21 protein-coding genes are annotated in these 26,387 nt (G+C 70.7%); 15 read left to right on the top strand and 6 right to left on the bottom strand.

The window, feature by feature from the left end:
- Nucleotides 1-40: 40 nt before the first annotated feature.
- Nucleotides 41-1,033 carry a DUF4349 domain-containing protein gene (locus OHU35_RS32650; protein WP_189721636.1) on the top strand — a complete coding sequence of 331 codons (993 nt, stop codon included), beginning with the start codon at nt 41-43 and terminating at the stop codon, nt 1,031-1,033.
- Nucleotides 1,034-1,060: 27 nt separating this feature from the next.
- A complete protein-coding gene (locus OHU35_RS32645) occupies nt 1,061-2,458 on the top strand; it encodes an FAD-dependent oxidoreductase (protein ID WP_405507843.1) in 1,398 nt (465 codons plus the stop codon).
- Between the two features lie 87 nt (nt 2,459-2,545).
- Here the strand turns inward: OHU35_RS32645 and OHU35_RS32640 are convergent, their stop codons facing one another.
- Together OHU35_RS32640 and OHU35_RS32635 are read right to left on the bottom strand one after the other, a co-directional pair.
- The gene (locus tag OHU35_RS32640; RefSeq protein ID WP_189721638.1) at nt 2,546-2,878 is read right to left on the bottom strand and encodes a hypothetical protein; all 333 of its coding nucleotides are present in this window, start codon (nt 2,876-2,878) and stop codon (nt 2,546-2,548) included.
- A gap of 94 nt (nt 2,879-2,972) precedes the next feature.
- The gene (locus OHU35_RS32635) at nt 2,973-3,767 is read right to left on the bottom strand and encodes a helix-turn-helix domain-containing protein (protein WP_405507841.1); all 795 of its coding nucleotides are present in this window, start codon (nt 3,765-3,767) and stop codon (nt 2,973-2,975) included.
- Between the two features lie 257 nt (nt 3,768-4,024).
- On the opposite strand from OHU35_RS32635, the gene OHU35_RS32630 reads away from it, so the two are divergent.
- From OHU35_RS32630 to OHU35_RS32615, 4 genes are read left to right on the top strand one after another with little or no spacing between them, the layout of a single operon-like run.
- On the top strand, nt 4,025-5,392 hold the full coding sequence (locus OHU35_RS32630; protein WP_405507839.1) for a DegT/DnrJ/EryC1/StrS family aminotransferase: 1,368 nt from the start codon (nt 4,025-4,027) through the stop codon (nt 5,390-5,392).
- Nucleotides 5,389-6,273, top strand: a complete 885-nt coding sequence (locus tag OHU35_RS32625; RefSeq protein WP_405507837.1) for an HAD-IIB family hydrolase — start codon at nt 5,389-5,391, stop codon at nt 6,271-6,273. The genes OHU35_RS32630 and OHU35_RS32625 overlap by 4 nt, the downstream gene beginning before the upstream one ends.
- 59 nt (nt 6,274-6,332) lie before the next feature.
- Nucleotides 6,333-7,406 (top strand): Gfo/Idh/MocA family protein, encoded by a 1,074-nt coding sequence (locus tag OHU35_RS32620; protein ID WP_189721641.1) that lies wholly within the window; start codon nt 6,333-6,335, stop codon nt 7,404-7,406.
- Nucleotides 7,407-7,455: 49 nt separating this feature from the next.
- Complete coding sequence (locus tag OHU35_RS32615) at nt 7,456-8,676, top strand: MFS transporter (RefSeq protein ID WP_405507835.1); 1,221 nt, start codon at nt 7,456-7,458, stop codon at nt 8,674-8,676.
- 10 nt (nt 8,677-8,686) lie between these two features.
- On the opposite strand, the gene hemE is transcribed toward OHU35_RS32615, so the two are convergent.
- On the bottom strand, nt 8,687-9,754 hold the full coding sequence (gene hemE / locus OHU35_RS32610; protein ID WP_405507834.1) for a uroporphyrinogen decarboxylase: 1,068 nt from the start codon (nt 9,752-9,754) through the stop codon (nt 8,687-8,689).
- A gap of 102 nt (nt 9,755-9,856) precedes the next feature.
- On the opposite strand from hemE, the gene OHU35_RS32605 reads away from it, so the two are divergent.
- From OHU35_RS32605 to OHU35_RS32595, 3 genes are all read left to right on the top strand, one after another.
- A complete protein-coding gene (locus tag OHU35_RS32605) occupies nt 9,857-10,531 on the top strand; it encodes a DUF3000 domain-containing protein (protein ID WP_189721643.1) in 675 nt (224 codons plus the stop codon).
- Nucleotides 10,532-10,853: 322 nt separating this feature from the next.
- The gene (locus OHU35_RS32600) at nt 10,854-11,516 is read left to right on the top strand and encodes a response regulator transcription factor (RefSeq protein WP_184589340.1); all 663 of its coding nucleotides are present in this window, start codon (nt 10,854-10,856) and stop codon (nt 11,514-11,516) included.
- Nucleotides 11,517-11,702: 186 nt separating this feature from the next.
- Nucleotides 11,703-12,992 (top strand): ribonuclease D, encoded by a 1,290-nt coding sequence (locus OHU35_RS32595; RefSeq protein WP_405507831.1) that lies wholly within the window; start codon nt 11,703-11,705, stop codon nt 12,990-12,992.
- Nucleotides 12,993-13,077: 85 nt separating this feature from the next.
- Here OHU35_RS32595 and OHU35_RS32590 read toward each other — a convergent pair whose 3' ends face one another.
- The 3 genes from OHU35_RS32590 to OHU35_RS32580 are packed head-to-tail and all read right to left on the bottom strand — an operon-like array spanning nt 13,078 to nt 16,096.
- The gene (locus tag OHU35_RS32590) at nt 13,078-13,908 is read right to left on the bottom strand and encodes a carbohydrate ABC transporter permease (RefSeq protein WP_189721645.1); all 831 of its coding nucleotides are present in this window, start codon (nt 13,906-13,908) and stop codon (nt 13,078-13,080) included.
- Nucleotides 13,905-14,783, bottom strand: coding sequence for a carbohydrate ABC transporter permease (locus tag OHU35_RS32585; protein ID WP_405507829.1), 879 nt, complete (start codon nt 14,781-14,783; stop codon nt 13,905-13,907). The genes OHU35_RS32590 and OHU35_RS32585 overlap by 4 nt, the downstream gene beginning before the upstream one ends.
- The gene (locus tag OHU35_RS32580) at nt 14,783-16,096 is read right to left on the bottom strand and encodes an ABC transporter substrate-binding protein (protein ID WP_189721647.1); all 1,314 of its coding nucleotides are present in this window, start codon (nt 16,094-16,096) and stop codon (nt 14,783-14,785) included. Before OHU35_RS32580 ends, OHU35_RS32585 begins: the two co-directional genes overlap by 1 nt.
- Before the next feature lie 164 nt (nt 16,097-16,260).
- Between OHU35_RS32580 and OHU35_RS32575 the strand changes: the two genes are divergently transcribed.
- From OHU35_RS32575 to OHU35_RS32550, 6 genes are all read left to right on the top strand, one after another.
- On the top strand, nt 16,261-18,651 hold the full coding sequence (locus tag OHU35_RS32575) for a glycoside hydrolase family 2 protein (protein ID WP_405507826.1): 2,391 nt from the start codon (nt 16,261-16,263) through the stop codon (nt 18,649-18,651).
- Entirely contained in the window at nt 18,648-19,676 is a 1,029-nt protein-coding gene (locus tag OHU35_RS32570; RefSeq protein ID WP_405507824.1) for a LacI family DNA-binding transcriptional regulator, read from the top strand. The genes OHU35_RS32575 and OHU35_RS32570 overlap by 4 nt, the downstream gene beginning before the upstream one ends.
- 211 nt (nt 19,677-19,887) lie before the next feature.
- Nucleotides 19,888-21,105, top strand: coding sequence for a thiolase family protein (locus tag OHU35_RS32565; protein ID WP_405507822.1), 1,218 nt, complete (start codon nt 19,888-19,890; stop codon nt 21,103-21,105).
- On the top strand, nt 21,102-23,231 hold the full coding sequence (locus tag OHU35_RS32560; RefSeq protein WP_405507821.1) for a 3-hydroxyacyl-CoA dehydrogenase NAD-binding domain-containing protein: 2,130 nt from the start codon (nt 21,102-21,104) through the stop codon (nt 23,229-23,231). The genes OHU35_RS32565 and OHU35_RS32560 overlap by 4 nt, the downstream gene beginning before the upstream one ends.
- A 162-nt stretch (nt 23,232-23,393) precedes the next feature.
- Nucleotides 23,394-24,845, top strand: a complete 1,452-nt coding sequence (locus OHU35_RS32555) for a cellulose binding domain-containing protein (RefSeq protein ID WP_405507819.1) — start codon at nt 23,394-23,396, stop codon at nt 24,843-24,845.
- A gap of 59 nt (nt 24,846-24,904) precedes the next feature.
- Nucleotides 24,905-26,329 (top strand): polysaccharide deacetylase family protein, encoded by a 1,425-nt coding sequence (locus tag OHU35_RS32550; protein ID WP_233878555.1) that lies wholly within the window; start codon nt 24,905-24,907, stop codon nt 26,327-26,329.
- The last annotated feature ends 58 nt before the right edge of the window (nt 26,330-26,387 follow it).

Genomic DNA, 26,387 nt, shown 5'->3' with positions numbered 1-26,387 from the left:
AAGTAGCGTCAGCGGAATCGAACCCCCGGGGGAAGCCCACATGCGCACACGACGACCCGCACGCCACCCCGCCCCGACTCTGGCCGCCGTCCTGCTGGCCGCGGCACTCGCCCTCACCGGATGCAGCGGCGCGGGCGACGACTCCGGCGGGAGCACGGCCGCCGACAACGGCGCCGCCTCCCGGGCGGACGGCAAGGCCGGCGCGCAGGAGGCCGCCCCCGGCGGCGCCGGAAGCGGAGCCCGGGCGACCGCCCCGCCGAAGCTCACCGCGGCCCACATCATCCGCACGGCCTCGCTGACCGTTCAGGTCAAGGACGTGCCGAAGGCCCTGGAGGCGGCCCGCACCGGCACCGAGAACGCGGGCGGCTACGTCGGCAACGAGACCACCACCCGGGACGAGCAGGGCCACGAGCGGACCCGGGTCGTGCTGCGCGTGCCCGTCGAGAAGTACGACGAGGTCCTCGCCGAGCTGGAGGGCGCCGGGAAACTCCTCGACCGCAGCGCCAAGGCGGAGGACGTCACCGATCAGGTCGTGGACGTGGAGAGCCGGATCAAGTCGCAGCGCGCCAGCGTGGCCCGGATCCGCGAGCTGATGGACCAGGCCACCAAGCTCAGCGACGTGGTGACCCTGGAGGGCGAGCTGAGCACCCGCCAGGCCGACCTGGAGGCGCTGCTCGCCCGGCAGACGTCCCTGAAGGACCGCACGAGCCTGGCCACCATCACCCTCTCGCTGTCGGAGACCCCGGTGAAGAAGAAGGAGGCCAAGGACGACGACCCGGGCTTCGTGGACGCGCTCGCGGGCGGCTGGAACGCGTTCGTGACGATGCTGCGCTGGCTCGCGGTGGCCCTCGGCGCGGTCCTGCCGTTCGCCGCGGTGGCGGCCCTGATCACGCTGCTGTGGCTGCGTGTCGTCCGCCCCCGCCTTCCGCGCCGCCCGCGGCCCGCGCCCGCCACGAGCGCGCTGGGCCCGCTGCCGACGGCCCGGCCGGCCCCGGAGTCCGCGCACCCGCGCACGCCCGGCGAGCAGGACTGAAATGCCCTGCTCCCGTAGCGTGTTCGCATGAGCATGAGCCGTACGCGGGGTACACGGGAGCGACTGGTCGTGATCGGCGGCGACGCCGCGGGGATGTCCGCGGCGTCGCAGGCACGCCGTCTGAACAAGCCCGACGAGCTGGAGATCGTGGCGTTCGAGCGCGGCACCTTCACGTCGTACTCGGCGTGCGGCATCCCCTACTGGGTGGGCGGCGACGTCCCGGACCGGGACCGGCTCATCGCCCGCACCCCCGAGGAGCACCGCGCGCGGGACATCGATCTGCGGCTGCGCACCGAGGTCATGGAACTCGACCCCGAAGGGCAGCGGGTACGCGCGCGTGACGTCGACTCCGGCGCCGAGTCCTGGACGTCGTACGACAAGCTCGTGATCGCGACCGGCGCCCGGCCTATCCGGCCCGACCTGCCCGGGGTGGACGCGCCCGGGGTGCACGGGGTGCAGACGCTGGACGACGGCCAGGCGCTGCTCGACACGCTGGCACGCACGCGTGGCCGTCGCGCGGTGGTCGTGGGGGCCGGCTACATCGGCGTGGAGATGGCCGAGGCGCTCATCAACCGCGGCTACGAGGTGACGGTCGTCAACCGCGGCAGCGAGCCCATGTCGACCCTCGACCCCGACATGGGCCGCCTGGTGCACGAGGCCATGGAGGGCCTGGGCATCACGATGGTGAACGACGCCGAGGTCACCGGCATCCTCACGGGTGACGACGGCCGGGCACGCGCGGTGGCCACGAAGGACCGCGACTTCCCGGCGGACGTCGTCGTGCTCGGCATCGGCGTACGCCCCGAGACGACGCTCGCGCGGGCGGCCGGTCTCCCGCTCGGCACGCACCGGGGTCTTCTCACGGACCGTTCGATGCGGGTGCGCGGGTACGAGAACATCTGGGCCGGCGGCGACTGCGTCGAGGTCCTCGACCTGGTCTCCGGCCAGCAACGGCACATCCCGCTCGGCACCCACGCCAACAAGCACGGCCAGGTCATCGGCACCAACGCCGGCGGCGGCTACGCCACCTTCCCCGGCGTGGTCGGCACGGCCGTCAGCAAGGTCTGCGACCTGGAGATCGCGCGCACGGGACTGCGCGAGAAGGACGCCCACCGCGTGGGCCTGCGCTTCGAGACGGTCACCATCGAGTCGACCAGCCGCGCCGGCTACTACCCGAACTCCTCCCCCATGACGGTCAAGATGCTCGCCGAACACCGCACGGGCCGCCTCCTCGGCGTCCAGATCGTGGGCAGGGAGGGCGCGGGCAAACGCGTCGACACCGCGGCGGTCGCCCTCACGGCGGGCATGACGGCGGAACAGATGACGACCCTTGACCTCGGCTACGCCCCACCCTTCTCCCCCGTCTGGGACCCGATCCTGGTGGCGGCCCGCAAGGCGGCGGCGAAGACACGCGGTTCCTTCTAAGGGGCCTTTCAGGGGCGCGGGGAACTGCGCGAACAGCCACAACGGGCCCGCACCCGGCCGCGCACCCGCACCCCCACGGCGAATCCCCTACGCAGTCCCAGCAGTCCCGTTGATCCGGTCAATGGCCTGCCGCGCCTGCTCCGCCGGCGGCCGCGACGGCAATGAGGACACCGACGCCGAAGCAGCCGTCACCGCCGGCGGCTGCTCCCCCGCCGGCTTGGCGTGCGAGGCCACACGGGTCGACCGCAGCCGATGACTCACCGCCTCCTCCAGCGTCACGGGCCGCCGCATCTGGGAGGCCAGCCGCCCGGCCTCCTGGCCGAGGCGGGCCACGTCCTCCCAGGGCAGCCGCACCACCAGCGTGAGCTCCGCCTCGCCGTCGGGCAGGGCGTGCATCGCGGGAGTAACTCGGTCGTTCATCGCCTGTTCCTCACGTCGGCCCCGCGACCCGCCTTCCCCGCGCCGCGGGCGGTTGCCGACACATACGCACGCCCCGACGGCAGCGTTCACCGCGTCACCGATCCACGGGCAGCAGCAGGACATAGCGAAGCTCCTGCCGGTACGCGGGAAGCAGCACCTGCGAGGTGACGGTGAAGGTCTCCGGACAGACGTGGGGCAGGCGCAGTTCGTAGCGGTGGCCGTGCCGGTAGGCGAGGACCTTGGGGCTCCGGTCCCAGAGGTCGCGGCACACACGATCGTCGAGGACGGCGTCGCGCAGCGCGCCGAGGCCGGCGTCGTCGGGGCGCGTCACCAGCGCGAAACGCAGCAGCGCGAGGTACTGCGCGGCGTGCCGGGGCCAGTCCACGATCTGCTCGCGGGCCGCGGTCGTGGTCAGCGCCCAGCGCATCAGGTTGGCACCGGGCTCCAGGACCCAGGGGAACCAGCGGGCCATGGCCGCGTTGTGGTCGAGGAGGTTCCACGCCTGGTCGGTGAGGTAGGTGGGGAAGTCGCTCTGCGCCGAGGCGAGTTCGGCGAGGGCGTCGGTGGCGTCGTCCGGGGCGTCGTTCCCGGCGGTCCCGGCGTTCCCGGCCGGCTGCCCGCCGGCACCACCGAGGGCGTGCCCGTACAGAGCCATGCGTTCGTCGGGGCCGAGCAGCAGGGCCCGGGAAAGGCGCTCGAGTATTTCGCCGGAAAGCGGGGCGTGCAGCCCGGTTTCGAGATTCCGATACCAGCGCTCGCTGACGCTCATCCGGTCCGCAACCTCTTTTTGAGGTAACGGTCTTCCTCTGTTCATTTTGTTTCCCGCGTCGACGCGCCAGGCGCGCAGCAGATCGGGCAGCGAGGAAACAGACTGGACATGACGTGACACCGCTCGGAAACACTCCCTCTGCGTATCGCCTGGGAAACCCACCGTAACAAGAGCGGGAGTGGCATACGAGGCTTGCGGCAAAAAGCTGCCGGTTGACGCGTCTTGTCGACCGCTGACAGCATCGCCGACGTAAGCCACTCACGCATTCCCCACGGAATGCATCCGAGTGCTATTCGGCCCATCAATCAATTCGCATTCCATACCCATGCGCGCGTTCGCGCAGGATTTTCCCCGCTATTCGAACGCAAGGAGTACGCATGACCGTCTCCACCGCCGAGCCCGGCACGCTCACCGGCTCCCTCCTCCTCGGCGACAGCCGCGGCCTGCACCGGGTGGCCGAGGACCTCGCCCGGGGCATGAGGGTGGCCCAGTCCTTACGGGACACCCTCGCCAACCGGGAGCTGGCGCGGACCCTCTCGTCGTGGAACTCCGCTCCAGGGCATCCCGACGCGTTCGTCGCCTCGCTCTTCCCCGAGCCGTCGCCGGCCTCGAACGTCCCCTTCCTGCCGAAGGAACGGCTCCTGTCACCGCGGGAGAAGAGCGCCGCTGCCGACGCCTTCACACGGGTGCTGGAGAGCTGCGAGTTCACGAGCGGTCCCGCCGTCACGGCCTTCGAGGACGCCGTCGCCGACTACGCCGGGCTGTCCTGCGCCGTCGCGACCGGCAGCGGGACGGACGCGCTCGCCATCGCCCTGCGCGCCGTGGGCGTCGAGCCGGGCGACGAGGTGATCCTGCCGGCCAACAGCTTCGCCGCCACCGAGAACGCGGTGTTCGCCTGCGGTGCCGTACCCGTCCTCGCCGATGTGACCACGCCGGACGGCAATCTGGACCCGGATTCGGTGGCGGAGCGGATCACCCCGCGCACCGTGGCGCTGCTCCCCGTCCATCTGTACGGCAAGCTCGCCGACATGGCCGGACTGCGGGCCGTCGCCGACCGGCACAGGCTGCGGATCGTCGAGGACGCCTGCCAGGCGATCGGGGTGACCGGTGTCGGGCGGTACTCCGACGCGGCGGCCCTCAGCTTCAACCCGTACAAGAACGTCGGGCTGTGCGGGAAGGCCGGTGCCGTGGTCACCGACTCGGCCGAGATCGCCGAGCGCTGCCGGGTGCTCGGCTACCACGGCTTCGCGCCGGGCCGGAAGAACGTCAAGTGCGAGGCGTTCGGGCTCAACGCGCGCATCGACAACACCATGGCCGCGATCGGCCTGGCGCTGCTGCCCTGGACGAGTCTGCGCGGGCTGCGGCGTACGTATCTCGCCCGGCGCTACGTCGAGGCGCTGCGGCCGCTGGCCGAGGAGGGCGTGATCGAGACGCCCTCCTTCGCTCCCGACCACTCCTGGCACCTGTTCCCCGTCCTCACGGCCGGCGGTGCGGAGGCCCGTGACACGCTGCTGGAGCGCCTGGCGCGGACGAGCCAGGTGGAAACGGACGTCTACTACCCCGTCCTGACGCACCGGCAGGAGACTCCGGTGCGCGAGCGGTTCTTCGGGCAGGCGCATCTGCCGCGGACCGAGTGGCTGCACGACCGGGTGCTGCATCTGCCGTTGCACGCGGGTCTGTCCCTCGGAGAGCAGGACCGCGTGGTCGAGGCCCTGTACGCGGCGACGCGCCGGGCGGCGGCATGACCGACACCCTGCCGTTCGAGGCCGGCGGCGGCCCGGACCTCGGTCCGCAGCCCCATCTGCGCCTGCCGGACCCGGTGGGCTGGGCCGCGTTCTCCGACTTCGACGAGACCTACCTGGCCCATGCCGCGACCTCCGGACAACGCGCCCACCTCACCGCGTTGGAGGAGTTCCTGCTGACCGAGGCCGTGGAGCACGGCCTGCTGTTCGGCTGGGTGACCGGCAGCTCGCTGGTCTCCGTACGGGAGAAGATGGCGCGCTGCGGCGCCCGCGTCCTGCCGCACTTCGTGGCCGGCGCGCTCGGCACCGAGCTGACGTTCTTCCCCGACGGCGTCGCCCGTCCCGACCCCGAGTGGCGGCAGCTGCTGCGGGACAGCGGGTTCGACCGGGGCCGGGTGGAGACGGCCGTGGAGCGTCTCGCCGGGCACGGGGTCGAGCTGTTCCCGCAGCACGACCCGCACACCGGGAACTCCACCGAGTTCCTGGTCAACTACTACTTCCGCTCCCTCGGCGACCCGCGGCGCGACGAGCGGAGCCTCGGCCTCGTGCGCGACCTCGCCCACGAGCACGGCCTCGGGCTCAACATCAGCCGCTGCAACCCCGCCACCGGGGACCCCGCCGACTGCTACGACGTCGACTTCCTCCCGCCGGTGTGCGGCAAGCGCAACGTCGTCCGGCATCTGTGTGCCCGCTTCGGCGTCGCACCTGAGCGGACCCTCGCGTTCGGCGACAGCGGCAACGACCTGGAGATGCTGGGCGCCGTGCGCCACGGCTACCTCGTCGCCAACTGCACGCCCGAGGCCAGGAGCCGCTTCGCGCGGGTGTCGCCGCACCCGCACGCCCAGGCCCTCCTCGCCGCCTTCCGTCACCACCTCGGCCACTGAACCGCTCCCACCGGTCCGGTGCGTCCGGGCCGGAGGGACGTCCCTGAAAGAGGCAGACCATGCAGATAGGAATCATCGGCGCCGGCGGCATCGCCCTCGCCCACCTGCGCGCCGCCGAGACCGTCCCCGGCGTCGTAGCGGCCGGCGTGTACGACGTGCTGCCCGAGAAGGCGGCGGAGCTGGCCGAGCGCTTCGGCTGCCCCGTCTTCTCCTCCACGACCGAGCTGTACCGGCATGTCGACGCGGTCGTCATCGCCTCGCCCAACCACACGCACGCCGACTACGCCGAGGAGGCCGTCCGGCACGGCCGGCACGTGCTGTGCGAGAAGCCGATGACGACGACGGTCGCGGAGGCCGAGCGCGTCACCGCGCTGGCCGAGGAGAGCGGCCTGGTGTGCGCCATGGGCTTCAACTACCGCTATCTGGAGGCCATCGGCGAGATCAGGAACCTGGTGCGGAGCGGCGAGCTGGGCTCCATCCTCTTCGCGGAGGCCGGCTTCCGGCGCGGCAGCGCCCTGACCCGTTCCCGCTTCACCTGGCGGGACAGCGCCCTGGGCCGCTCCACCAGCGGCTCCCTCGGCGACCTGGGCGTGCATCTGGTGGACATGCTCGACCGGCTCTTCGACAGCCCGGTCGACAGCACGAGCTGCCGCACCAAGCTCCAGGTCAACGTGCCGCAGAAGGAGGGCCAGGACGTCCAGGTCGACGACTACGCCTTCGTCAGCGGCCGTCTGGAGAACGGCACCTTCTTCAACCTGGTCACCTCCAAGTCCTCGCTGCCGGAGGAGCTCGGCTTCTCACTGAAGATCATCGGCGACCGCAAGGAGCTGTACTACCACTCCAAGGACGACACGACGTACTTCCTGAAGTCACGTGTCACCTGGGAACAGGGCACGTTCGCCCGCGAGGAGACACTCGCCTCGCCGCCCGGTGAGGTGCCCGGGTGGAGTGACACCTTCCGGCACCAGCTGCGGGAGTGGCGCGACGCGGTCTCCGCGCAGGACACCGCCACCGCGCGGAGCGCCGACAGCGCACTGGCGTGCTTCGGCGACGGGCTGCGCAGCCAGCGGGTGCTGGAGCGCCTGCTGGCGGGCGACGAGCAGGACGCGCTCGCCGGCGCGGTGCCCTCGTGACACCGCGCGACGCACCGGGCAGGGGCACCGCGGGGAAGAGGAACGTCTCTTGACCGGGACCTCGGCGCGGGCCGCGCCACACGAGACCACTGTGGCGCGGCCCCTGTTCAGTCCGTTCGCCGTCGTCGCGTCGTGCGTGGGTTTCGCCCTGATCGGGGCCCTGCAGGCGCTGTACGGTCCGGCGATCCCCGCGTTCCGCACGGAGTTCGGCCTGTCGCCGGCCGCCGCCGGGCTGAGCCTGAGCGCTCACTTCGTCGGCGGTGTGGCCGGTGTGCTGCTGCTCAACCGGGTGCACGGGCGGCTGGGCAACAGAACCCTGCTGTCCGCCTCGTACGCGCTGATGGCACTCGGCGGGACCGGCTTCGCGCTGGCCTCCGCCTGGCCGTGGGCGCTGGCCTGCGCGCTGCTGACCGGGGTGGGCTTCGGCGGCATCGACTACGGACTCAACCAGCTGTTCTCGGTGGGGTTCGGCCGCCGCAGCCCGGCGATGCTCAACATCATCGGCGCGGCCTACGGCCTCGGTGCCGTGGGCGGTCCCGCGCTCCTGGGACTGCTGGGCCCGGGCGAGTACCCGGCCGTCTTCGCCGGGTTCGCCGCGCTGTCCGCCGTACTGGTCCTGGCGCAGCGCGGCGTCCGCGAGGGCGGGGAGGCACCCGCTCCCCCGACGCCCGCAGAAGAGGGCGAGGAGGACGAGAAGGGGACACCCGGGCTGCGGGCCTCGGCGGCCCTGGTCGTCACGGTCTTCATCGCGCTGTACGTCCTGATGGTGGCGGTGGAGACCGGGGTCGGCGGCTGGGAGCCGACGCACCTGGAGTCCGTCGGGCACGACGCGGCGACCGCGGCCACGGCGACCTCGGCCTTCTGGCTGATGGTGACCGTGGGACGGCTGCTGGTCGCACCGCTGACGCTGCGCTGGTCGGTTCAGACGATCATGGTGGTCAGCTCCGTCGGCATGGTGGTCTGCCTCCTGCTGGCCCTCGTCCCGGCGGCGGCCCCGTACGCGTACGCCGGTGTCGGCCTCTTCCACGCGCCGATCTTCCCGACGGGGCTGCCGTGGCTGTCCCGGGCGGTGCCGCGGGCGCGGCGGGCGGGGGCGTATGTGATCGCCGCCTCGATGATCGGCGGGGTCGCGGCCGGGCCGGTGCTGGGCAAGGGCATCGAACTGGCCGGTGTCGACGCCGTACCGGTGCTGCTGGCCCTGCCCGCGGCCGGGTGCCTGGCGGCCACCTGGTGGCTGATCCGGGCGACGCGGGAGGGCCCGTCGTCCTGACGGAGTCCCGTCAGCGTGCCGTGTGCGTGTGGACGTACTCCACGAGCCGCGTCAGCGCGTCCGGGTCGGTGGACGGCATGACGCCGTGGCCCAGGTTGAAGATGTGGCCCTCCAGGTCCGCCGCGCTGTCCAGGACCTCCCGGGTCTTCGCCTCGACGGCCTCCGTCGGGGCGAACAGCACGGTCGGGTCGAGGTTGCCCTGGAGCGCCTTGCCGGGGCCGACGCGGCGGACGGCCTCGTCCATCGGGACGCGCCAGTCGACGCCGACGACGTCCGCGCCGGCCTCGCCCATGAGGCTCAGCAGTTCGCCGGTGCCGACGCCGAAGTGGATGCGCGGGACGCCGTAGCCGGCCACGGCCTCGAAGACCTTCGCCGAGGCGGGCAGCACCGAACGCCGGTAGTCGACGGGGGCCAGGGCGCCGGCCCAGGAGTCGAACAGCTGGACCGCGGAGGCGCCCGCCTCGATCTGCACCTTCAGGAAGGCGGTCGTGATGTCCGCGAGGCGGTCGAGCAGGTCGGCCCACAGCTCGGGGTCGCCGTACATCATCGCCTTGGCGTTCTCGTACGTGCGGGACGGGCCGCCCTCGACGAGGTAGCTGGCGAGGGTGAACGGGGCGCCGGCGAAGCCGATGAGGGGCGTGGCGCCGAGCTCGCGCGTCAGCAGGCCGATGGCCTCGGTGACGTAGGAGACGTCCTCGGGGGTCAGGTCGCGCAGCTGCGCGAGGTCCGCGCGGGTGCGGATCGGGCGCTCGACGACCGGGCCGACGCCGGGCTTGATGTCGAGGTCGACGCCGATGGCCTTGAGCGGCACCACGATGTCACTGAAGTAGATCGCCGCGTCCACGTCGTGCCGGCGCACCGGCTGGAGCGTGATCTCGGTGACCAGCTCGGGCCGCATGCAGGACTCGAGCATCGGAATGCCCTCGCGCACCTTGCGGTACTCCGGCAGTGAGCGCCCGGCCTGCCGCATGAACCACACCGGAGTGTGCGGCACGGGCTCGCGCCGGCAGGCCTTGAGGAAGGCTGAGTCGTACGTGACGGACGGCTGCTTGGCCCGGGGGGCGTCGTTGGCACTCACGGGGCCAAGTTTCGCACGCCGTCAAGGAGCACGATTCAGCCCCTGGAGAGGCGCGGGGTGTCTAGCCCGGCACGCGGGGCCCGGTCCCCGTAATCTTCCCGCATGGCTGCGGCTCAGGGACGACTGTCGGACGGCGCTGGCGGAATGGACGAAGCGAAGGACACCGAGAACGACCGGAGGGAGGCGGACACCGCCCCGCTGCCCTTCCGGTCCGCCGTCGACGCGCTCAGGACGGCGCGGCTGCGGCCCCAGATCGAGATCGAGCCGACGCGCCCGCCGCAGCGGCTCGCCCCCTATACCTACGCGCTGGAGGCGGCGGTCGTCGACGGCGACCAGGACCTGGCCGACGGCCGGCTGGTGCTGCTGCACGACCCGGCGGGGCACGAGGCCTGGCGGGGCACGTTCCGGCTGGTGACGCTGGTGCGCGCGGAGCTGGAGCCGGAGATGGCGGCGGACCCGCTGCTGCCGGAGGTGTGCTGGTCCTGGCTGACCGGCGCGCTCCAGGCGCGCGGGCTGACGTGCGGGGAGCCGAGCGGCACCGTCACGCGCGCGAGTTCGCACTACTTCGGCGGTCTGTCCACGCGCCCGGCCGCCTCGCAGATCGAGATCCGTGCGTCGTGGACGCCGCGTGAGGGCCTGGGCGGAGTTCCGGACACGGCCGCGCACCTGGCGGCCTGGTGCGATCTGCTCGCCCAGGTCGCGGGACTGCCGCCGGCCGGGCCGGGCGACGCGTCGGTGGTGACCCTGCCGCAGCGACGGGGACCCCAGTCCCGCTGACCCAACCTTGACCGCCCCGCACTGATCGACCTTGTGCGGGGCGGTCAGTCATGTCCGGCCGACGATCACACCCGCGTCCCCCTCTTGGCCGAATCACTTTGTCGATACGGCCACTTTCGACCGCGTACCGACGCAGAGCGAAACCGTTCGACCTTCGAATGATCGACCGCGTGTCCGAATTGCACGGATTGTTATCACCGAATCGTGATCATTCTCTAAAGGCGGACGGGTTCGGTGCCGAAGACGACTGTGACCTTGAAAGCACGGTTCGTCCCGGCTTCATCCCCGCGAGCCGGCCCCGTCCCGCACCCCAGGAGGCCTGGTGTCCGTTCTCCTCGAGCAGCCCGCAAGCCTGGTCGCCTACCGCCCGAACAAGCCGACCGCCATGGTGGTCGTGGCCGACCCGCGCGTCCGCTCCACCGTCACCCGCCACCTGTGGGCGCTCGGTGTGCGCGACGTCATCGAGGCCTCGTCCATCGCGGAGGCTCGTCCCCGCATCGGCAACCCCCGCGACATCTGCGTCGCCGACGTCCATCTGCCGGACGGCTCCGGCCTCACCCTGCTGTCGGAGACCCGCGCCGCGGGCTGGCCCAACGGCCTCGCCCTCTCCGCCGCCGACGACATCGCCGCCGTGCGCAACGCGCTCGCCGGCGGGGTGAAGGGTTACGTCGTCACCGGCACCCGTACCAACGTCGGGCTCCCCACCCGGCCGGGCGCCGCCCCCATCGGCGCCGCCGCCGCGCGTCTGCACCGCCGCCCCCCGGGTGCCCCGAGTCACCCGGGCGGCTACCGCGAACTGTCCGGCCGCGAGGTCGAGGTGCTGCGACTGGTCGCGGAGGGCCAGTCGAACAAGGCGATCGGCGTCTCGATGGGCCTGTCCGCACTGACCGTCAAGAGCCACCTCGCCCGCATCGCCCGCAAGCTCGGCACGGGCGACCGCGCCGGCATGGTGGCGGTGGCCCTGCGGACCGGGATCATCCACTGATCCGCTCCGCCATGACCCTTTGTGATCATTCACTCACGTGAACGGGATCGGCCGCCGGTCCCCTTCATCCCACGCGCGGCTCGCGAACCCCGTACTTCCCCGACGTGACTGGTTTGCGACCCTCGGGCGCCCGTCGACGGAACGTTCCGTCGGCGGGCGCTGTCCATACATGGATACCCTTGACATGTGACCGACGCCCACGACACCGCAGCAGACAGCTCACTGCGAACCACCGGAGGCGCCCCTCCGGACGACGGCGGATCTTCTGCTACGGAGGCGCCGACCCCCTTGCTGGAGCCGCGCGAGGGCATTCCGCCCGTGATCGCGGACGAGACCGCCCTGGCCCGGGTGATCGCCGCCTTCGAGGCGGGTACCGGCCCTGTCGCCGTCGACGCCGAGCGGGCGTCCGGCTACCGCTACGGCCAGCGCGCCTACCTGGTGCAGTTGCGCCGCGAGGGCGCCGGCTCGGCTCTGATCGACCCCGTGGCCTGCCCTGACCTGTCCGCCCTGGGCGACGCCCTCTCCGGCGTCGAGTGGGTGCTGCACGCCGCCACCCAGGACCTGCCCTGCCTGCGCGAGATAGGCATGGTGCCGACGCGGCTGTTCGACACCGAGCTGGCCGGGCGGCTGGCCGGGTTCCCCCGGGTCGGCCTCGGCGCGATGGTCGAGGGCGTGCTCGGCTTCGTCCTGGAGAAGGGACACTCCGCGGTCGACTGGTCCACCCGGCCGCTGCCCGAGCCCTGGCTGCGGTACGCGGCGCTGGACGTCGAGCTGCTCGTCGACCTGCGCGACGCGCTGGAGAAGGAGCTGGACCGGCAGGGCAAGCTGGAGTGGGCCCGCCAGGAGTTCGACGCGATCGCCTCGGCCCCGCCGCCCGAGCCCCGCAAGGATCCCTGGCGGCGTACGTCCGGCATGCACAAGGTGCGCCGGCGGCGGCAGCTGGCCGTCGTACGGGAGCTGTGGCAGACCCGGGACCGGATCGCGCAGCGGCGGGACGTCTCGCCCGGCAAGGTGCTCGGGGACGCGGCCATCGTGGAGGCCGCGCTGGCCCTTCCGGCCAACGTGCACGCGCTCGCCGCGCTGAACGGTTTCGGACACCGGACGGGCAAGCGGCAGCTGGAGCAGTGGCAGGCGGCCGTGGACCGGGCGAAGGCGCTGACCGAGGCGCAGTTGCCGCAGCCGGGGCAGCCGGTCACGGGGCCGCCGCCGCCGCGGGCCTGGGCCGACAAGGATCCTGCCGCCGCGGCGCGGTTGTCCGCCGCCCGGGCAGGGGTTTCGGCGCTGGCCGAGCAGATCAACATGCCGCAGGAGAATCTGATCACGCCGGACACGGTGCGGCGGGTCTGCTGGGAGCCGCCGGGTGTGGTGGATGCGGAGTCCGTGAGCGCCGCCCTTGAGGGGCACGGTGCTCGGGCTTGGCAGGTGGAGTTGGTGACGCCCGTGCTGGTGGAGGCGCTGTCCGTCAAGGAGGCCTAGCCGCCGTAGGGCTTCTCGTCGTACGGCGGCCGCAGGCCTGTTGTGGTTGTTCGCGCGGTTCCCCGCGCCCCTGAAAGAAGGGCGTCTACTTCGTGGCACCTCGGGTGAAGCCGTTGTAGATGAACCTCTGCAGGAGCAGGAAGACGATCAGCGTCGGGGCGATGACCAGGATCGCGCCTGCCGAGATGGTCTCCCAGTGGGCGCCGAACGGGCCCTTGAAGCGGAACAGGGACGTCGAGATCACGCCAAGATCTTCGGAGGGCATGTAGAGGAAGGGGATGTAGAAGTCGTTGTAGACGTTGATCCCCTTCACGATCACGACCGTCGCGATCGCCGGTTTCAGGAGCGGGAAGATGATCTTCCGGTAGACCGTGAAGGCGTTGGCGCCGTCCAGCCGTGCCGACTCGTCGAGTGAGACCGGGATCGATCGTACGAACTGCAGGAAGATGTAGATCGAGACGATGTCCGTGCCCATGTAGAGCGCGATCGGCGCCCAGAGGCTGTCGAACATGCCGACGCTGTTGACGATCTGGAAGGTGGCCACCTGGGTGGTCACCCCGGGGACCAGCGCGGCGACCAGGAACAGGGCCAGGACCAGCTTCCGGAAGCGGAACCGGAAGCGGTCGATGGCGTACGCCGTCATCGAGCCGATCAGGATCGTGCCCCCGATGGCGACGACCAGGATGATCGCCGTGTTGGCGAACGCCGAGAGCATCCGGCCGTCCTGGAACGCCGTCACGTAGTTGGAGAAGTTGAGCGGGTCGTCGGGCAGCGTGAGGGCGCCGCTGTCGTCCGCCATCTCCCCGGAGGTCTTCAGCGAGGTCAGGAAGACCACGGCCAGCGGCAGGAACACGACCAGGGTCGCGAGGACCAGGGACAGGTACACGAGGGCCCGGGCCACCGTACGGCGCGTCATACGAGGTCCACCTTGTCGTCCGGGACGAGGCGCCGCTGCACCCAGGTCACCGCCAGGATGATCAGCAGCAGTACGACGGCCGCCGCCGAGGCGAGGCCCGTCTTGTTGAACTGGAAGGCCAGCTTCACGGTCTGGATCACGAAGGTCTCGGTGCCGGTCGCGCCGCCGGTCATGATGTACGGGATCTCGAAGACCGACAGCGACCCGGAGACGGACAGGATCACCGAGAGGCTCAGCACCGGCCGGATACCGGGGGCGATGACGTGGCGGAACTGCTGCCAGCGGTTCGCCCCGTCGATCTCGGCGGCCTCGTACAGCTCCCCCGGGATGGACTGGATCGCCCCGAGGAAGAGGACGAAGTTCAGGCCCATGTACCGCCAGACGGAGACGCCGGCGAGGGAGACGTTGGCCGAGGTGGGCGTGCCGAGCCAGGCGCGGTCGCCGTCGTAGCCGACGAGGCCCAGGATCGCGTCCAGGGTGCCGCCGTCCTGGAAGAAGTACAGGAAGACGAAACCGATCGCGACGCCGTTGATCAGGTACGGGAAGAAGAGCACGCCCTTGAAGAAGTTGCGGAAGCGGACGTTGAAGCTCAGGACGGTGGCGAAGTAGAGCGCGGCGGCGATCTGCACCACGGACGCGGCGAGGTAGTACCCGCTGACGAAGAACACCTCGAACAGCTCGGAGCGGGTGAACAGTTCGGCGTAGTTCTCGGCGCCCGTGTAGTGCAGTTCGGGGCTGACACCGTCCCAGTCGGTGAAGCTGTACGCGACCATGTTGACGATCGGCGCGTAGGTGAACGTGATCAGCAGGACGAGCGGGGCGAGGAGGAACAGCCAGGGCGTCACGCCCCGCCACCGCCGGGTGGGGTGGGCCATCAGGACCCCAGGTTCCGCTGTGCCTCGGTCCACTTGTCGCCGAGTCCGGCGAGGAAGTCGTCCAGGCCGCCCTTGCGCGCACCGCGGGCGAGATCGACGAGGTCCTGGCGGTAGTCGGGCTTGTAGATGCCGACCTCGGACTGGTTGTCGAGGGACTTGACCTCGGCGCCCTTGGTGTCGTCGATGTCGAGGAGCTTGACGCCCGCCTCCTCGTACGGCTTCAGGACGTCGGGCAGCGGGGCGTCCTTGAGCGGCGAGAGGGCGAGGTTGGCGTCCGCGTAGCCGGACTTGTCGGTGAACCAGTCGATCCAGGCGCGGGCTGCGGTCTTGTGCCCGGAGTTGACGTTGACGGCCTGCTGGTAGTCGGGGGACGTCACCGCGCAGAACGTGCCGTCCTTCTGGGCGGGGAAGGGCATGAAGCCGATGTCGGCCGGGTCGGTGCCGGCCTGCTTCGCCGCGTCCCGCATCTGCACGACCGCCCAGGAGCCGAGCCACATCGTGGCGATCTCGCCCTTGGCCAGCTTGGGCTTGGACGCCTCCCAGTTGGTGGTCGTCGGGTCCTTCTCGACGAGGTCCGACTTCACGATGTCGTGGAGCAGCGTGTCACCGACCCGCAGATCGGCGCCGTCGGCCCACGGGTCGCCCTCGGCGAGACGTGTGGTGGCCCCGGTGTCGCAGCCGACGGAGCCGTTGACGTTCGTCCACTGGGTCAGCGGCCACATGTCCTTGAAGTTGGTGTAGTACGGGACCGCCTCGGACTTGGCCTTGATCGCCTTGAGGTCGTCGAGGAACTCGGCCGGGGTCGTGGGCCAGTCGGTGATGCCGGCCGCGTTCCAGACCTTCTTGTTGTAGACGAAGCCGGGGACCACGCCGATCGGGCTCTGCCCGTAGACCTTGCCCCGCACGGTGGAGTAGTCGGTGAAGCGGTACTTCTTGCTCCGCTCGGCCCGGGTGCCCAGCGAGGCGAAGAACTTCGGGTAGTCCTTCTTCTCGATCACGGCCGGGATCATGAGGACGTCGCCGTAGTTCTCCGTGTTCATCCGGATCTTGACCTCCCCCTCGTAGTCGGTGAGGCCCTCGAACTCGACCTTCACCTTGGGATAGGTCTTGTTGAACTCGGCGGCGTACTTCTTCATCGTCCCGTCCTGCACGAGGTCGGTCCGGTGGGTGAGGACGGTGATGGTCCCGGTCACCTTGCCGGGATCGTCGGGCGCTTCGGCATCCGCGCCCTTGGAGGTGCCTCCGGTACCGGTGCAGCCCGAGGCGAGCATGGCCGCGCCCACGGCGAGGGCGAGGACGGTACGGCGGTTCATGTGCATCAGCTCCGTTCGCGGAGAGGAACTCGGGACGGAAGAGCACGTGCGGTATGGCTGGTTCGGCACTCTGACAGCGCTTTCCTCAACCGGTAAAGTCCCATTCCCGCCAACGATGCGAAATCTGGACACGACTCTTCACTGAACCGGTTAAGGGAGTGCGCATGCTGGAGGCCACAGCGCTCGGCGACGGATGGATCCTGCGGCACGAGTCGGACACACTGCCGGCCTCGGTGCCGGGCTGCGTGCACACCGACCTGCTGGCGGCCGGGGTGATCCCGGATCCGTTCCTGGGCCAGGGCGAGTCCGAGGTGGCGTGGGTGGGGCGCCGGGACTGGACGTACGAGCGGGAGCTCACGGGCTCGTCCGCGTCGTCCGCGCAGGAGCAGACGGACCTGGTCTTCGACGGGCTCGACACCGTCGCCGAGATCTCCCTGGACGGGCGTCCGCTGGGCACGGTGCGCAACATGCACCGCTCGTACCGGTTCGATGTGACGGGGCTGTCCGGGCTGCTGTCCGTGCGGTTCGTCTCCGCCTACGCCGAGGCCGAGGCCGTGCGGGGACGGCTGGGCGAGCGGCCCGCCGCCTACGCCGAGCCGTACCAGTACGTCCGCAAGATGGCCTGCTCCTTCGGCTGGGACTGGGGGCCGACCCTGGTGACGGCCGGGATCTGGCGGCCGGTGCGCCTGGAGCACTGGTCGACGGCCCGGATCGCCCGGGTGCGTCCGCTGGTCACCGTCGAGGAGGGCGTGGGGGTCGTCGAGCTGGCCGTCGACGTCGAGCGGACCCGGGTGGAGGTGCCGCTCGCCGTGGAGGCGACGGTGGGCGGGGTGCGAGCCCGCGCGGAGGTGGACGGGGCCCACGGGGTGGTGCGGCTGCGGGTGCCCGACGCGGAGCTGTGGTGGCCGCGCGGGTATGGCGAACAGCCGCTGTACGACGTCGAGTTGCGACTGCTGAGCAAGGGCGCAACCTTGGACGTGTGGCGGCGGCGGATCGGCTTCCGGAGCGTGGAGCTCGACCGGCGGTCCGACGCGCACGGCACCGGGTTCACGCTCGTCGTCAACGGCGAGCGGCTCTTCGCACGGGGCGTCAACTGGATCCCCGATGACGTCTTCCCCTCCCGCATCACCCGCGAGCGCTACCGGGAACGGCTGGAGCAGGCCGCCGGGGCGGGCGTGGACCTCGTACGGATCTGGGGCGGCGGGCTCTACGAGAGCGAGGACTTCTACGACGCCTGCGACGAACTCGGGCTGCTGGTCTGGCAGGACTTCCCGTTCGCGTGCGCGGCCTACCCGGAGGAGCAGCCGCTGCGCGGCGAGGTGGAGGCCGAGGCGCGGGAGAACGTCGTACGGCTGATGCCGCATCCGTCGCTGGTGCTGTGGAACGGCAACAACGAGAACCTGTGGGGCTTCCGGGACTGGGAGTGGGAGCCGAGGCTGGCCGGGGACTCCTGGGGCGAGGGCTACTACCTGGGCGTGCTGCCGCGTGTGGTGGCCGAGTTGGACCCGACTCGGCCGTACACGGCGGGCAGTCCCTGGTCCGGGTCCTGGCGGCACCACCCGAACGACCCGGCGCACGGCACGCACCACTCGTGGGAGGTGTGGAACAGGGAGGACTACGCCGACTACCGGCTGAGCGTGCCGCGGTTCGTCGCCGAGTTCGGCTGGCAGGCACCCCCCGCGTACGCCACCCTGCGCCGGGCACTGCCCGGGGAGACGCTCGCCCCGGACTCCCCCGGCATGCTGCAGCACCAGAAGGCCGACGACGGCAACGGCAAGCTGGAACGGGGGCTGGCCCGGCATTTCGCCGTGCCGGACGGGGACTTCGACCGCTGGCACTACCTGACGCAGGTCAACCAGGCGCGTGCGGTCGCCGCCGGGATCGAGCACTGGCGCTCGCACTGGCCGGTGTGCGCGGGCACGGTCGTCTGGCAGCTCAACGACTGCTGGCCGGTGACGTCGTGGGCGGCGGTCGACGGGGACGGCCGGGAGAAGCCGCTGTACCACGAGCTGAAGCGGCTGTACGCGGACCGGTTGCTGACACTCCAGGAGGAGGACGGCGGGCTGGTGCTGGCCGCCGTGAACCAGGGCGCGGAGGACTGGACCGGGACCATGACCCTGCGCCGGATGTCCGTCGAGGGCGAGGTGCTGGGGCAGGCGGCCGTGGAACTGGCGGCCGGGAGGCGGGCCGTGGCCCGGGTCGGCGTCCCGCACGAGCTGACGCCCGCCGGGCCCAAGGAGTACCTGGTCGCGGACGCGAATCCCGACGCGGACGGGCTGCGCGCGCTGTACTTCCCGGTACCGGACCGCGAAGTCCTCTACCCCACGCCGCGGTTCGAGGTCGCGCTCACCCCGGGCGGCATCACCGTGACCGCCCGCACCCTGGTCCGGGACCTGCTGCTCCAGGCCGACCGGCTGGATCCGGAGGCCCGGGCCGACCGGGGGCTGGTCACGCTGCTGCCGGGCGAAGAGGTGACCATCGGGGTGCGCGGCTGGAAGACTCCGGACGCGGAGACTGCTCGTTCGGCCCTGTACTGCGTGGAGCCCACCCGATGACGGCAACGCCGACCCCTCGCGTCACCATCAAGGACGTCGCCGCGCGCGCCGGTGTGTCCAAGAGTGCCGTGTCGCTCGCCTTCAACCACAAGCCCGGGCTGTCGGAGGCCACCCGGGACCGGATCTTCCTCGCGGCGCGCGAGCTGGGCTGGTCGCCGAGCCTCACGGCGCGGACGCTGGCCGGATCACGGGTGGACGTGGTCGGTCTCGCCGTGTGCCGGCCGGCGCGGGTGCTCGGCCTCGAGCCCTGGTACATGGACTTCGTCTCCGGCGTGGAGAGCGTGCTGGCCGAGCATTCCAGTTCCCTGCTGCTGAGGCTCGTACGGAACATGGACGAGGAGGTGGGCGTCCAGGAGTCGTGGTGGCGGGGGCGGCAGATCGGCGGGTCGATCCTCGTCGACTTCCGCGCCGACGATCCCCGGGTGGGCCTGGTGGAGCGGCTCGGGCTGCCGGTGGTCGCGGTCGGGCATCCCTCGCTGACCGGGGGGCTCACCTCGGTGTGGACGGACGACGCCACGGCCGTGACGGAGGCGGTGCGGTATCTGGCCGCGCTCGGGCACCGGCGGATCGCCCGGGTCGGCGGGGCGGCGGCCCTCGGGCATACGGCCATCCGGACGGCGGCGTTCGACGAGGCGGCGGGGGCGCTGGCCGGGGCGTGGCAGGTCGCGACGGACTTCTCCGGCGACGCGGGGGCGCGGGCGACGCGGTCGCTGTTGACCGCCTCGGCGCCGGACCGGCCGACCGCGATCGTGTACGACAACGACATCATGGCGGTGGCGGGGCTGTCGGTGGCGGCGGAGATGGGGCTGCGGGTGCCGGACGACGTGTCGCTGCTGGCGTGGGACGACTCGCAGCTGTGCCGGCTGACGCATCCGACGCTGTCCGCGATGAGTCACGACGTGCACGGGTTCGGGGCGGAGGTGGCCCGGACCTTGTTCTCGGTGATCACCGGGGGTGAGGGTGGGTCGCACCCTGTGCCGACTCCCGTGCTGACGCCTCGGGGGTCCACCGCGCCGCCTCGGTGAGCGCCGTACGGGGCTGCGGGTGCATTGTGGCTGGTCGCGCAGTTCCCCGCGCCCCCAAGGGCACCGCACCACCCGGAGATGAGATGTGACCTTCACCGCTCCGCCTGTCAGGACTGTGCAGCTACGTTACCCATAAGTAGCATGGGCCTGAGCGCGCGCTCAGCGCATCTCGCAGCAGCAATGCAGTTCCGGACCCTGGAGGAGAGCCATCGTGCCTCGTACCGTCAGGGACGTCGTCTTCGTCGACGGCGTCCGCACCCCGTTCGGCAAGGCGGGACCGAAGGGCATCTACCACGAGACCCGTGCCGACGACCTCGTCGTGAAGGCGATCCGGGAGCTGCTGCGCCGCAACCCCGGTCTCGACCCGAAGAAGATCGACGAGGTCGCCATCGCCGCGACCACGCAGATCGGCGACCAGGGCCTGACCATCGGCCGTACGGCCGGGATCCTCGCCGGTCTCCCGCAGTCCGTCCCGGGCTACTCGATCGACCGCATGTGCGCCGGCGCCCTGACGGCCGTGACCGCGGTCGCCGGTTCCGTCGCCTTCGGCGCGTACGACGTCGCCATCGCCGGCGGTGTCGAGCACATGGGCCGCCACCCCATGGGTGAGGGCGTCGACCCGAACCCGCGGTTCGTGAGCGAGAAGCTGGTCGACGAGTCGGCCCTGTTCATGGGCATGACCGCGGAGAACCTGCACGACCGTTACCCGCAGATCACCAAGCAGCGCGCCGACGAGTACGCCGTGCGCTCCCAGGAGAAGGCCGCCAAGGCGTACGCCAACGGCAAGATCCAGGCCGACCTGGTGCCGATCTCCGTACGCCGCACCTCCCCCGAGGCCGGCGAGACGGGCTGGGGCCTGGTCACCGCCGACGAGCCGATGCGCCCGGGCACGACCCTGGAGAACCTCTCCGGCCTGAAGACCCCGTTCCGGGTGCACGGCCGGGTCACCGCCGGTAACGCGGCCGGTCTGAACGACGGCGCCACCGCCTCGCTCATCGCCTCCGAGGACTTCGCGCGGGAGAACGACCTCCCCGTCAAGATGCGCCTGGTGTCCTACTCCTTCGTGGGTGTCGAGCCGGAGGTCATGGGCTACGGCCCGATCCCGGCCACGGAGAAGGCGCTGGCCCAGGCGGGCCTGTCGATCTCCGACATCGGCCTGTTCGAGGTCAACGAGGCCTTCGCCGTCCAGGTCCTGGCCTTCCTCGACCACTACGGCATCGCCGACGACGACGCGCGCGTCAACCAGTACGGCGGCGCCATCGCCTTCGGCCACCCGCTGGCCTCCTCCGGCGTCCGTCTGATGACGCAGCTGGCCCGCCAGTTCGAGGAGCAGCCGCACGTCCGCTACGGCCTGACCACCATGTGCGTCGGCTTCGGCATGGGCGCGACGGTCATCTGGGAGAACCCGCACTTCGAGGGGGACAAGTGAGCACCACCGCCGAGCTTCTCAAGCAGGCTTCCGAGCTGTTCCCGGACGAGGTCGTCACGCAGGCGCACGTCCGCCACTTCGACCTCCCCCTGGGTGCCGGGCGCTTCGCCCTGATCACCCTGGACAACGGCCTGGACCACACCAAGCCGACCACCTTCGGCCCGGCCTCGCTGGCGAACCTCGACGCCGCGATCGACCAGGTGGAGAAGGAGGCCGCGGACGGCGAGATCGTCGGCGCCGGCCTCACCGGCAAGCCGTTCATCTTCGCGGTCGGCGCCGACCTCAAGGGCGTGGAGATCCTCAAGGAGTACGAGCACGCGCTCGCCATCGGCAAGGGCGGCCACGAGGTCTTCAAGCGGCTGTCCAAGCTGGCGGTCCCGACCTTCGCGTACTACAACGGCGCCGCGATGGGCGGCGGTGTCGAGGTCGGTCTGCACTGCACCTACCGCACCGTCTCCGCGGCCCTCCCGGCGTTCTCGCTCCCCGAGGTCTTCCTCGGTCTGGTCCCCGGCTGGGGCGGCTGCGCCCTGCTGCCGAACCTGATCGGCCCGGAGAAGGCCGTCTCGGTGATCATCGAGAACAGCCTCAACCAGAACAAGCAGCTCAAGGGCAAGCAGGTCTACGAGCTCGGGATCGCCGACGCCATCTTCGAGGGCGCGGACTTCCTGGAGCAGTCGCTGATCTGGACCGCGACGGTCCTCAAGGGCGAGATCCAGATCGAGCGCCCGGCGATCGACCGCGGCGAGGCCTGGGACCAGGCCGTCGCCAAGGGCCGTTTCATCGCGGACTCCAAGGTGCACGGCGCGGCCCCGGCCGCCTACCGCGCCCTGGACATCATCGCCGCCGCCAAGAACGGCGACCTCCAGCAGGGCTACGACGCCGAGGACAAGGCGCTCGCCGACCTGATCATGGGCGGTGAACTGCGCTCCGGCATCTACGCCTTCAACCTGGTGCAGAAGCGCGGCAAGCGCCCGGCCGGCGCCCCGGACAAGAACCTGGCCCGCCCGGTCACCAAGGTCGGTGTCGTCGGCGCCGGTCTGATGGCCAGCCAGCTCGCGCTGCTGTTCCTGCGCCGCCTCGAGGTGCCGGTCGTCCTGACCGACATCGACCAGGAGCGCGTCGACAAGGGTGTGGGCTACGTCCACGCCGAGATCGACAAGCTGCTCGGCAAGGGCCGTATCAACCAGGACAAGGCCAACCGCCTCAAGGCGCTGGTGTCCGGAGTGCTGGACAAGGCCGAGGGCTTCGCGGACGCGGACTTCATCATCGAAGCCGTGTTCGAGGAGATCGGCGTCAAGCAGCAGGTGTTCGCCGAGGTCGAGGCGGTCGCCCCGGCGCACGCGATCTTCGCCACCAACACCTCCTCGCTGTCGGTCTCCGAGATGGCGTCGAAGCTCAAGAACCCCGAGCGGGTCGTGGGCTTCCACTTCTTCAACCCGGTCGCGGTCCTCCCGCTCCTGGAGATCGTGCGCGGCGAGAAGACCGACGACGCCTCCCTCGCCACGGCGTTCGCCGTCGCCAAGAAGCTGAAGAAGACCGCGGTCCTCACCAAGGACGCCCCGGCGTTCGTCGTGAACCGCATCCTGACGCGCTTCATGGGCGAGATCCAGAACGTCATCGACGAGGGCACCCCGGTCAAGGTCGCCGAGAAGGCCGTCGAGCCGCTCGGTCTGCCGATGTCGCCGCTGGTCCTGCTGGAGCTGGTCGGCCCGGCGATCGGTCTGCACGTCTCGGAGACGCTCAACAGGGCGTTCCCGGACCGCTTCACGGTCTCCCCGAACCTCGCGGCCGTCGTCAAGGCGGGCAAGCGCGGCTTCTATGTCTATGACTCCGGCAAGCCGGAGCTGGACCCCGAGGTCGCCGCGCTCCTCAAGCAGGGCGACAGCGTCCTGACGGAGGAGCAGGTCCGCACGCGCGTGCTGGACGCGGTGGCGCAGGAGATCGGGATCATGCTCGACGAGGGCGTCGTCGCCGAGGCTCAGGACATCGACCTGTGCCTCATCACGGGCGCCGGCTGGCCGTTCCACCTGGGCGGCATCACGCCGTATCTGGACCGCGAGGGTGTCTCCGAGCGGGTCAACGGCAAGCGGTTCCTCGCGCAGGGCGTGGCGAGCATCCCCGCGTAACGCGTAACCCCTGAGGGGGGTGGGGCGTACGGTAACAATCCGTGCACCCGCCCCCCTTTTTGTATGCGCCCATAGATAGGATCCTCACACAATCCGACCATTGTTTACCTGACTCTGACGGTCTCCACCCCAGACCGCCGGGTGTCCTCGAAGGAGTCCTGCGTGGCGTCCCCTCGTCGCCGAACACCCCGACGCCGGGTTTGGCCCAAGATCAGGCTCCTGCTCCTCGTGGCGGTCGTCGCCGCCGGCGGCACGGCGCTCTATCCCGTCTGGAAGGCGGCGAACCCGGATCCGCCCGAGCTGAAGGTCCGCTACCGGACCGACACTCCGGCGACCGCGACGGCCGCCAAGCCGTCGCTGGAGGTCTTCAACGACACGGATAAGCCACTGCCGTTGAGCGATGTGACGCTCCGGTACTGGTTCACCGCCGACGACGCCCCGGGCGCCGCGCCGTACGCCTTCAACTGCGTCAACGCCGTCTTCGGCTGCTCGAACGTCGCCGGACGGGTCGTCGCGATGGACAAGGCCACCGACACCGCCGACCACTACCTGGAGATCAGGTTCGCGGACAGCGCGGGCAGCCTGAAGCCCGGCGCCAACAGCAAGGGCATCGACCTCCAGCTCTTCCGCACCGACCACAAGAAGCTGAAGCAGTCCGACGACCGCTCCTTCGACGCCGAGATGACGAGCTACAAGGAGGCGGAGAACGTCACCGCGTACAAGCGGGGCGTCCTCGCCTGGGGCGAGGAGCCAGACGGCACCAAGGCGAGCGACGAGAAGAAGGCCTCGGCGAAGGCCGCCGCGCCCGACCCGGTGCCCGCTCCCCCGGCCGGCGTGCTGTTCGACGACTTCTCCTACCAGGGCGCCAAGGACCCGGCCCTGTTCAAGCACGGCTGGCTGGTCCGCACCAGCAAGGGCGGCCCCGGTGTCGAGAACACCTGGTCGGCCGACGGCGTCACCTTCCCCACCGCCAAGGGCTCCCTGGCCGACGGTCAGGTACTCAACCTGCGCGCCAGCACGGACGGCACCAAGGCCGGGACGAAGCAGGCGAGCCTCGGCACGGCCGCGAGCAAGTTCCGCGACGGCACCTACGCGGCCCGGATCCACTTCAGCGACGAGCCGGCCTCCGGAGACTCCGGTGATCACGTCAACCAGACCTTCTACACCATCGGCGGCAAGGGCTCGAAGTACAGCGAGCTGGACAACGAGTACATGCCCAACGGCGGCTGGGGCCGGCCCGGCCCCAAGCTCGACACCGTGACCTGGTACGACCACAAGACGAACGACCGTGTCTACGAGACCACGAGGAAGAGCCTCGACGCCTGGCACACCGTGCTGATCAGGGTGAAGGACGGCGTGGTCGCGTACTGGATGGACGGCGAGAAGCTCTTCCTCAGCAACGGGAAGTACGCCCCGCGCGCCGACATGTCCGTGAACTTCAACCACTGGTTCATCGATCTGCCGTTCAAGGGCGACCGTGCGTGGGACATGAAGGTCGACTGGCTCTACTACAACGCGAACGACACCCTGTCGGTGAACGAAGTCCGGTCCGCGGTCGAGGGCTTCACCGACAAGGGAATGAACTACTTCGACACGGTTCGGGAGTCCCGGTGAGGAAAAGGCGGTCCAACGCCCACAGGCACGCTGCGGCGGAGGCGGAGAAGAAGCCGGTGGTGAGCCGGCGTTCCGCGCTGCTGATGGGCGGTACAGGAGGCGTCGCCATGGCCGGCGGCGGCGCGTGGCTGGGGAAGGTGGTGGCACAGCCCGTCGCCGCGCCGGCCGCCGAGGGCGCCATCGGAGGCCTCACCACGCCTCCCCTCTACGCCCCCTCCGGCCGCCGCCCCAAGTACCGCCGGGCGAGCTGGTCCCAGCAGTTCCAGTCCGGCCACGGCTGGACCCCCGGCGGCGCGGGCACCACGTCGGCCGAGGCGAACGACAAGTCCCAGTTCGTGCGGGGCACCCAGTCGGTCCGGGCGACCACCAACGGCACCGGCAAGCAGTCGTACGTCCGCAGGACCGGTCTGCCCGCGATGAGCCTGACCGGCAAGATGATCCGGCTCGTCTTCCGCGTCGACGACGTGACGAACCTGGCCAAGATGGTCTTCTACCTGGGCAGCGGCTCCCTCGCGAACCACTTCGCCTGGACGTTCCACGCCCACTCCAAGACGGCGGCCAACTACGTCCAGTCCGGCGAGTGGGTGACGGTCCACCTCCAGTGGGCGGACGTCAACGCGGCGGCCGGCACGTACTCCATCGGCGCCGACGGCAAGCCGTCCACGAAGACCGGCTTCACCGACATGTCGTTCGCGGTGTACGACAACGCGGGCGGCCCGGTCACCTACCGGCTCCAGGCCGTCGAGCTGATACCGGACACGGTGTCGGTCTTCCCCAAGGGCGTCGTCTCCATCACCTTCGACGACTCCCACAAGTCGATCCACGACCTGGCCCGGCCGGTCATGGACGGCTACGGCTTCCCCGGCACGGTCTACAACATCGCCGACGCCATCGGTACGGGCAGCTTCCTGACGCTGAACCAGATGCGGTCGATGCAGGACTTCTCCGGCTGGGAGATGGCGGGCCACTCGTACGCGAACGCCGTCCACACGGCCAGCTATCCCAAGCTCACCGCCGAGCAGGCCGACGACGACTTCCGCAAGCTGCGCGAGTGGCTGGTGTCGAACGGCTTCACCAGCGAGCACTTCGCCTATCCGCACGGCGCGTTCCAGAAGACGTCCGACGGTGTCCCCGTCGACCAGATCGCCAGCCGGCACTTCACCACGGCCCGGTCGATCATCTCCGAGACGATCGAGTCGTTCGCCCCCGCCATGCCGTACCGCCTCAAGGCGCTGACCGGCATCAACGACGGCGACGGCATCGGCGGTACGGCGCTGTCGAAGCTGACCGCGGCGGGCGGCCGGCTCGACCGGTGTGTGAACAGCGGTGACTGGCTGATCCTCTGTCTGCACAAGGTCACCGAGGGCCCCCCGGCGACGAGCACCGAGATCGGCAAGGCCGGTCTGGAGACCCTGATGAAGGCGATCGACGACCGGGACATCCCGGTGCTGACGGTCGAGGAGGCGATGGCCTCGTACACCTGAGGCCCGGGCACACGAGAGAGGGGCGGCCGTTCGGCCGCCCCTCTTCCTGTTGTCTCCT

The sequence above is a fragment of the Streptomyces purpurascens genome (assembly GCF_045040895.1).
GTDB classification, from domain to species: domain Bacteria; phylum Actinomycetota; class Actinomycetes; order Streptomycetales; family Streptomycetaceae; genus Streptomyces; species Streptomyces purpurascens.
Note: the sequence above shows the minus strand (reverse complement) of the source record. Positions and strands in the feature narration are given on the sequence as shown.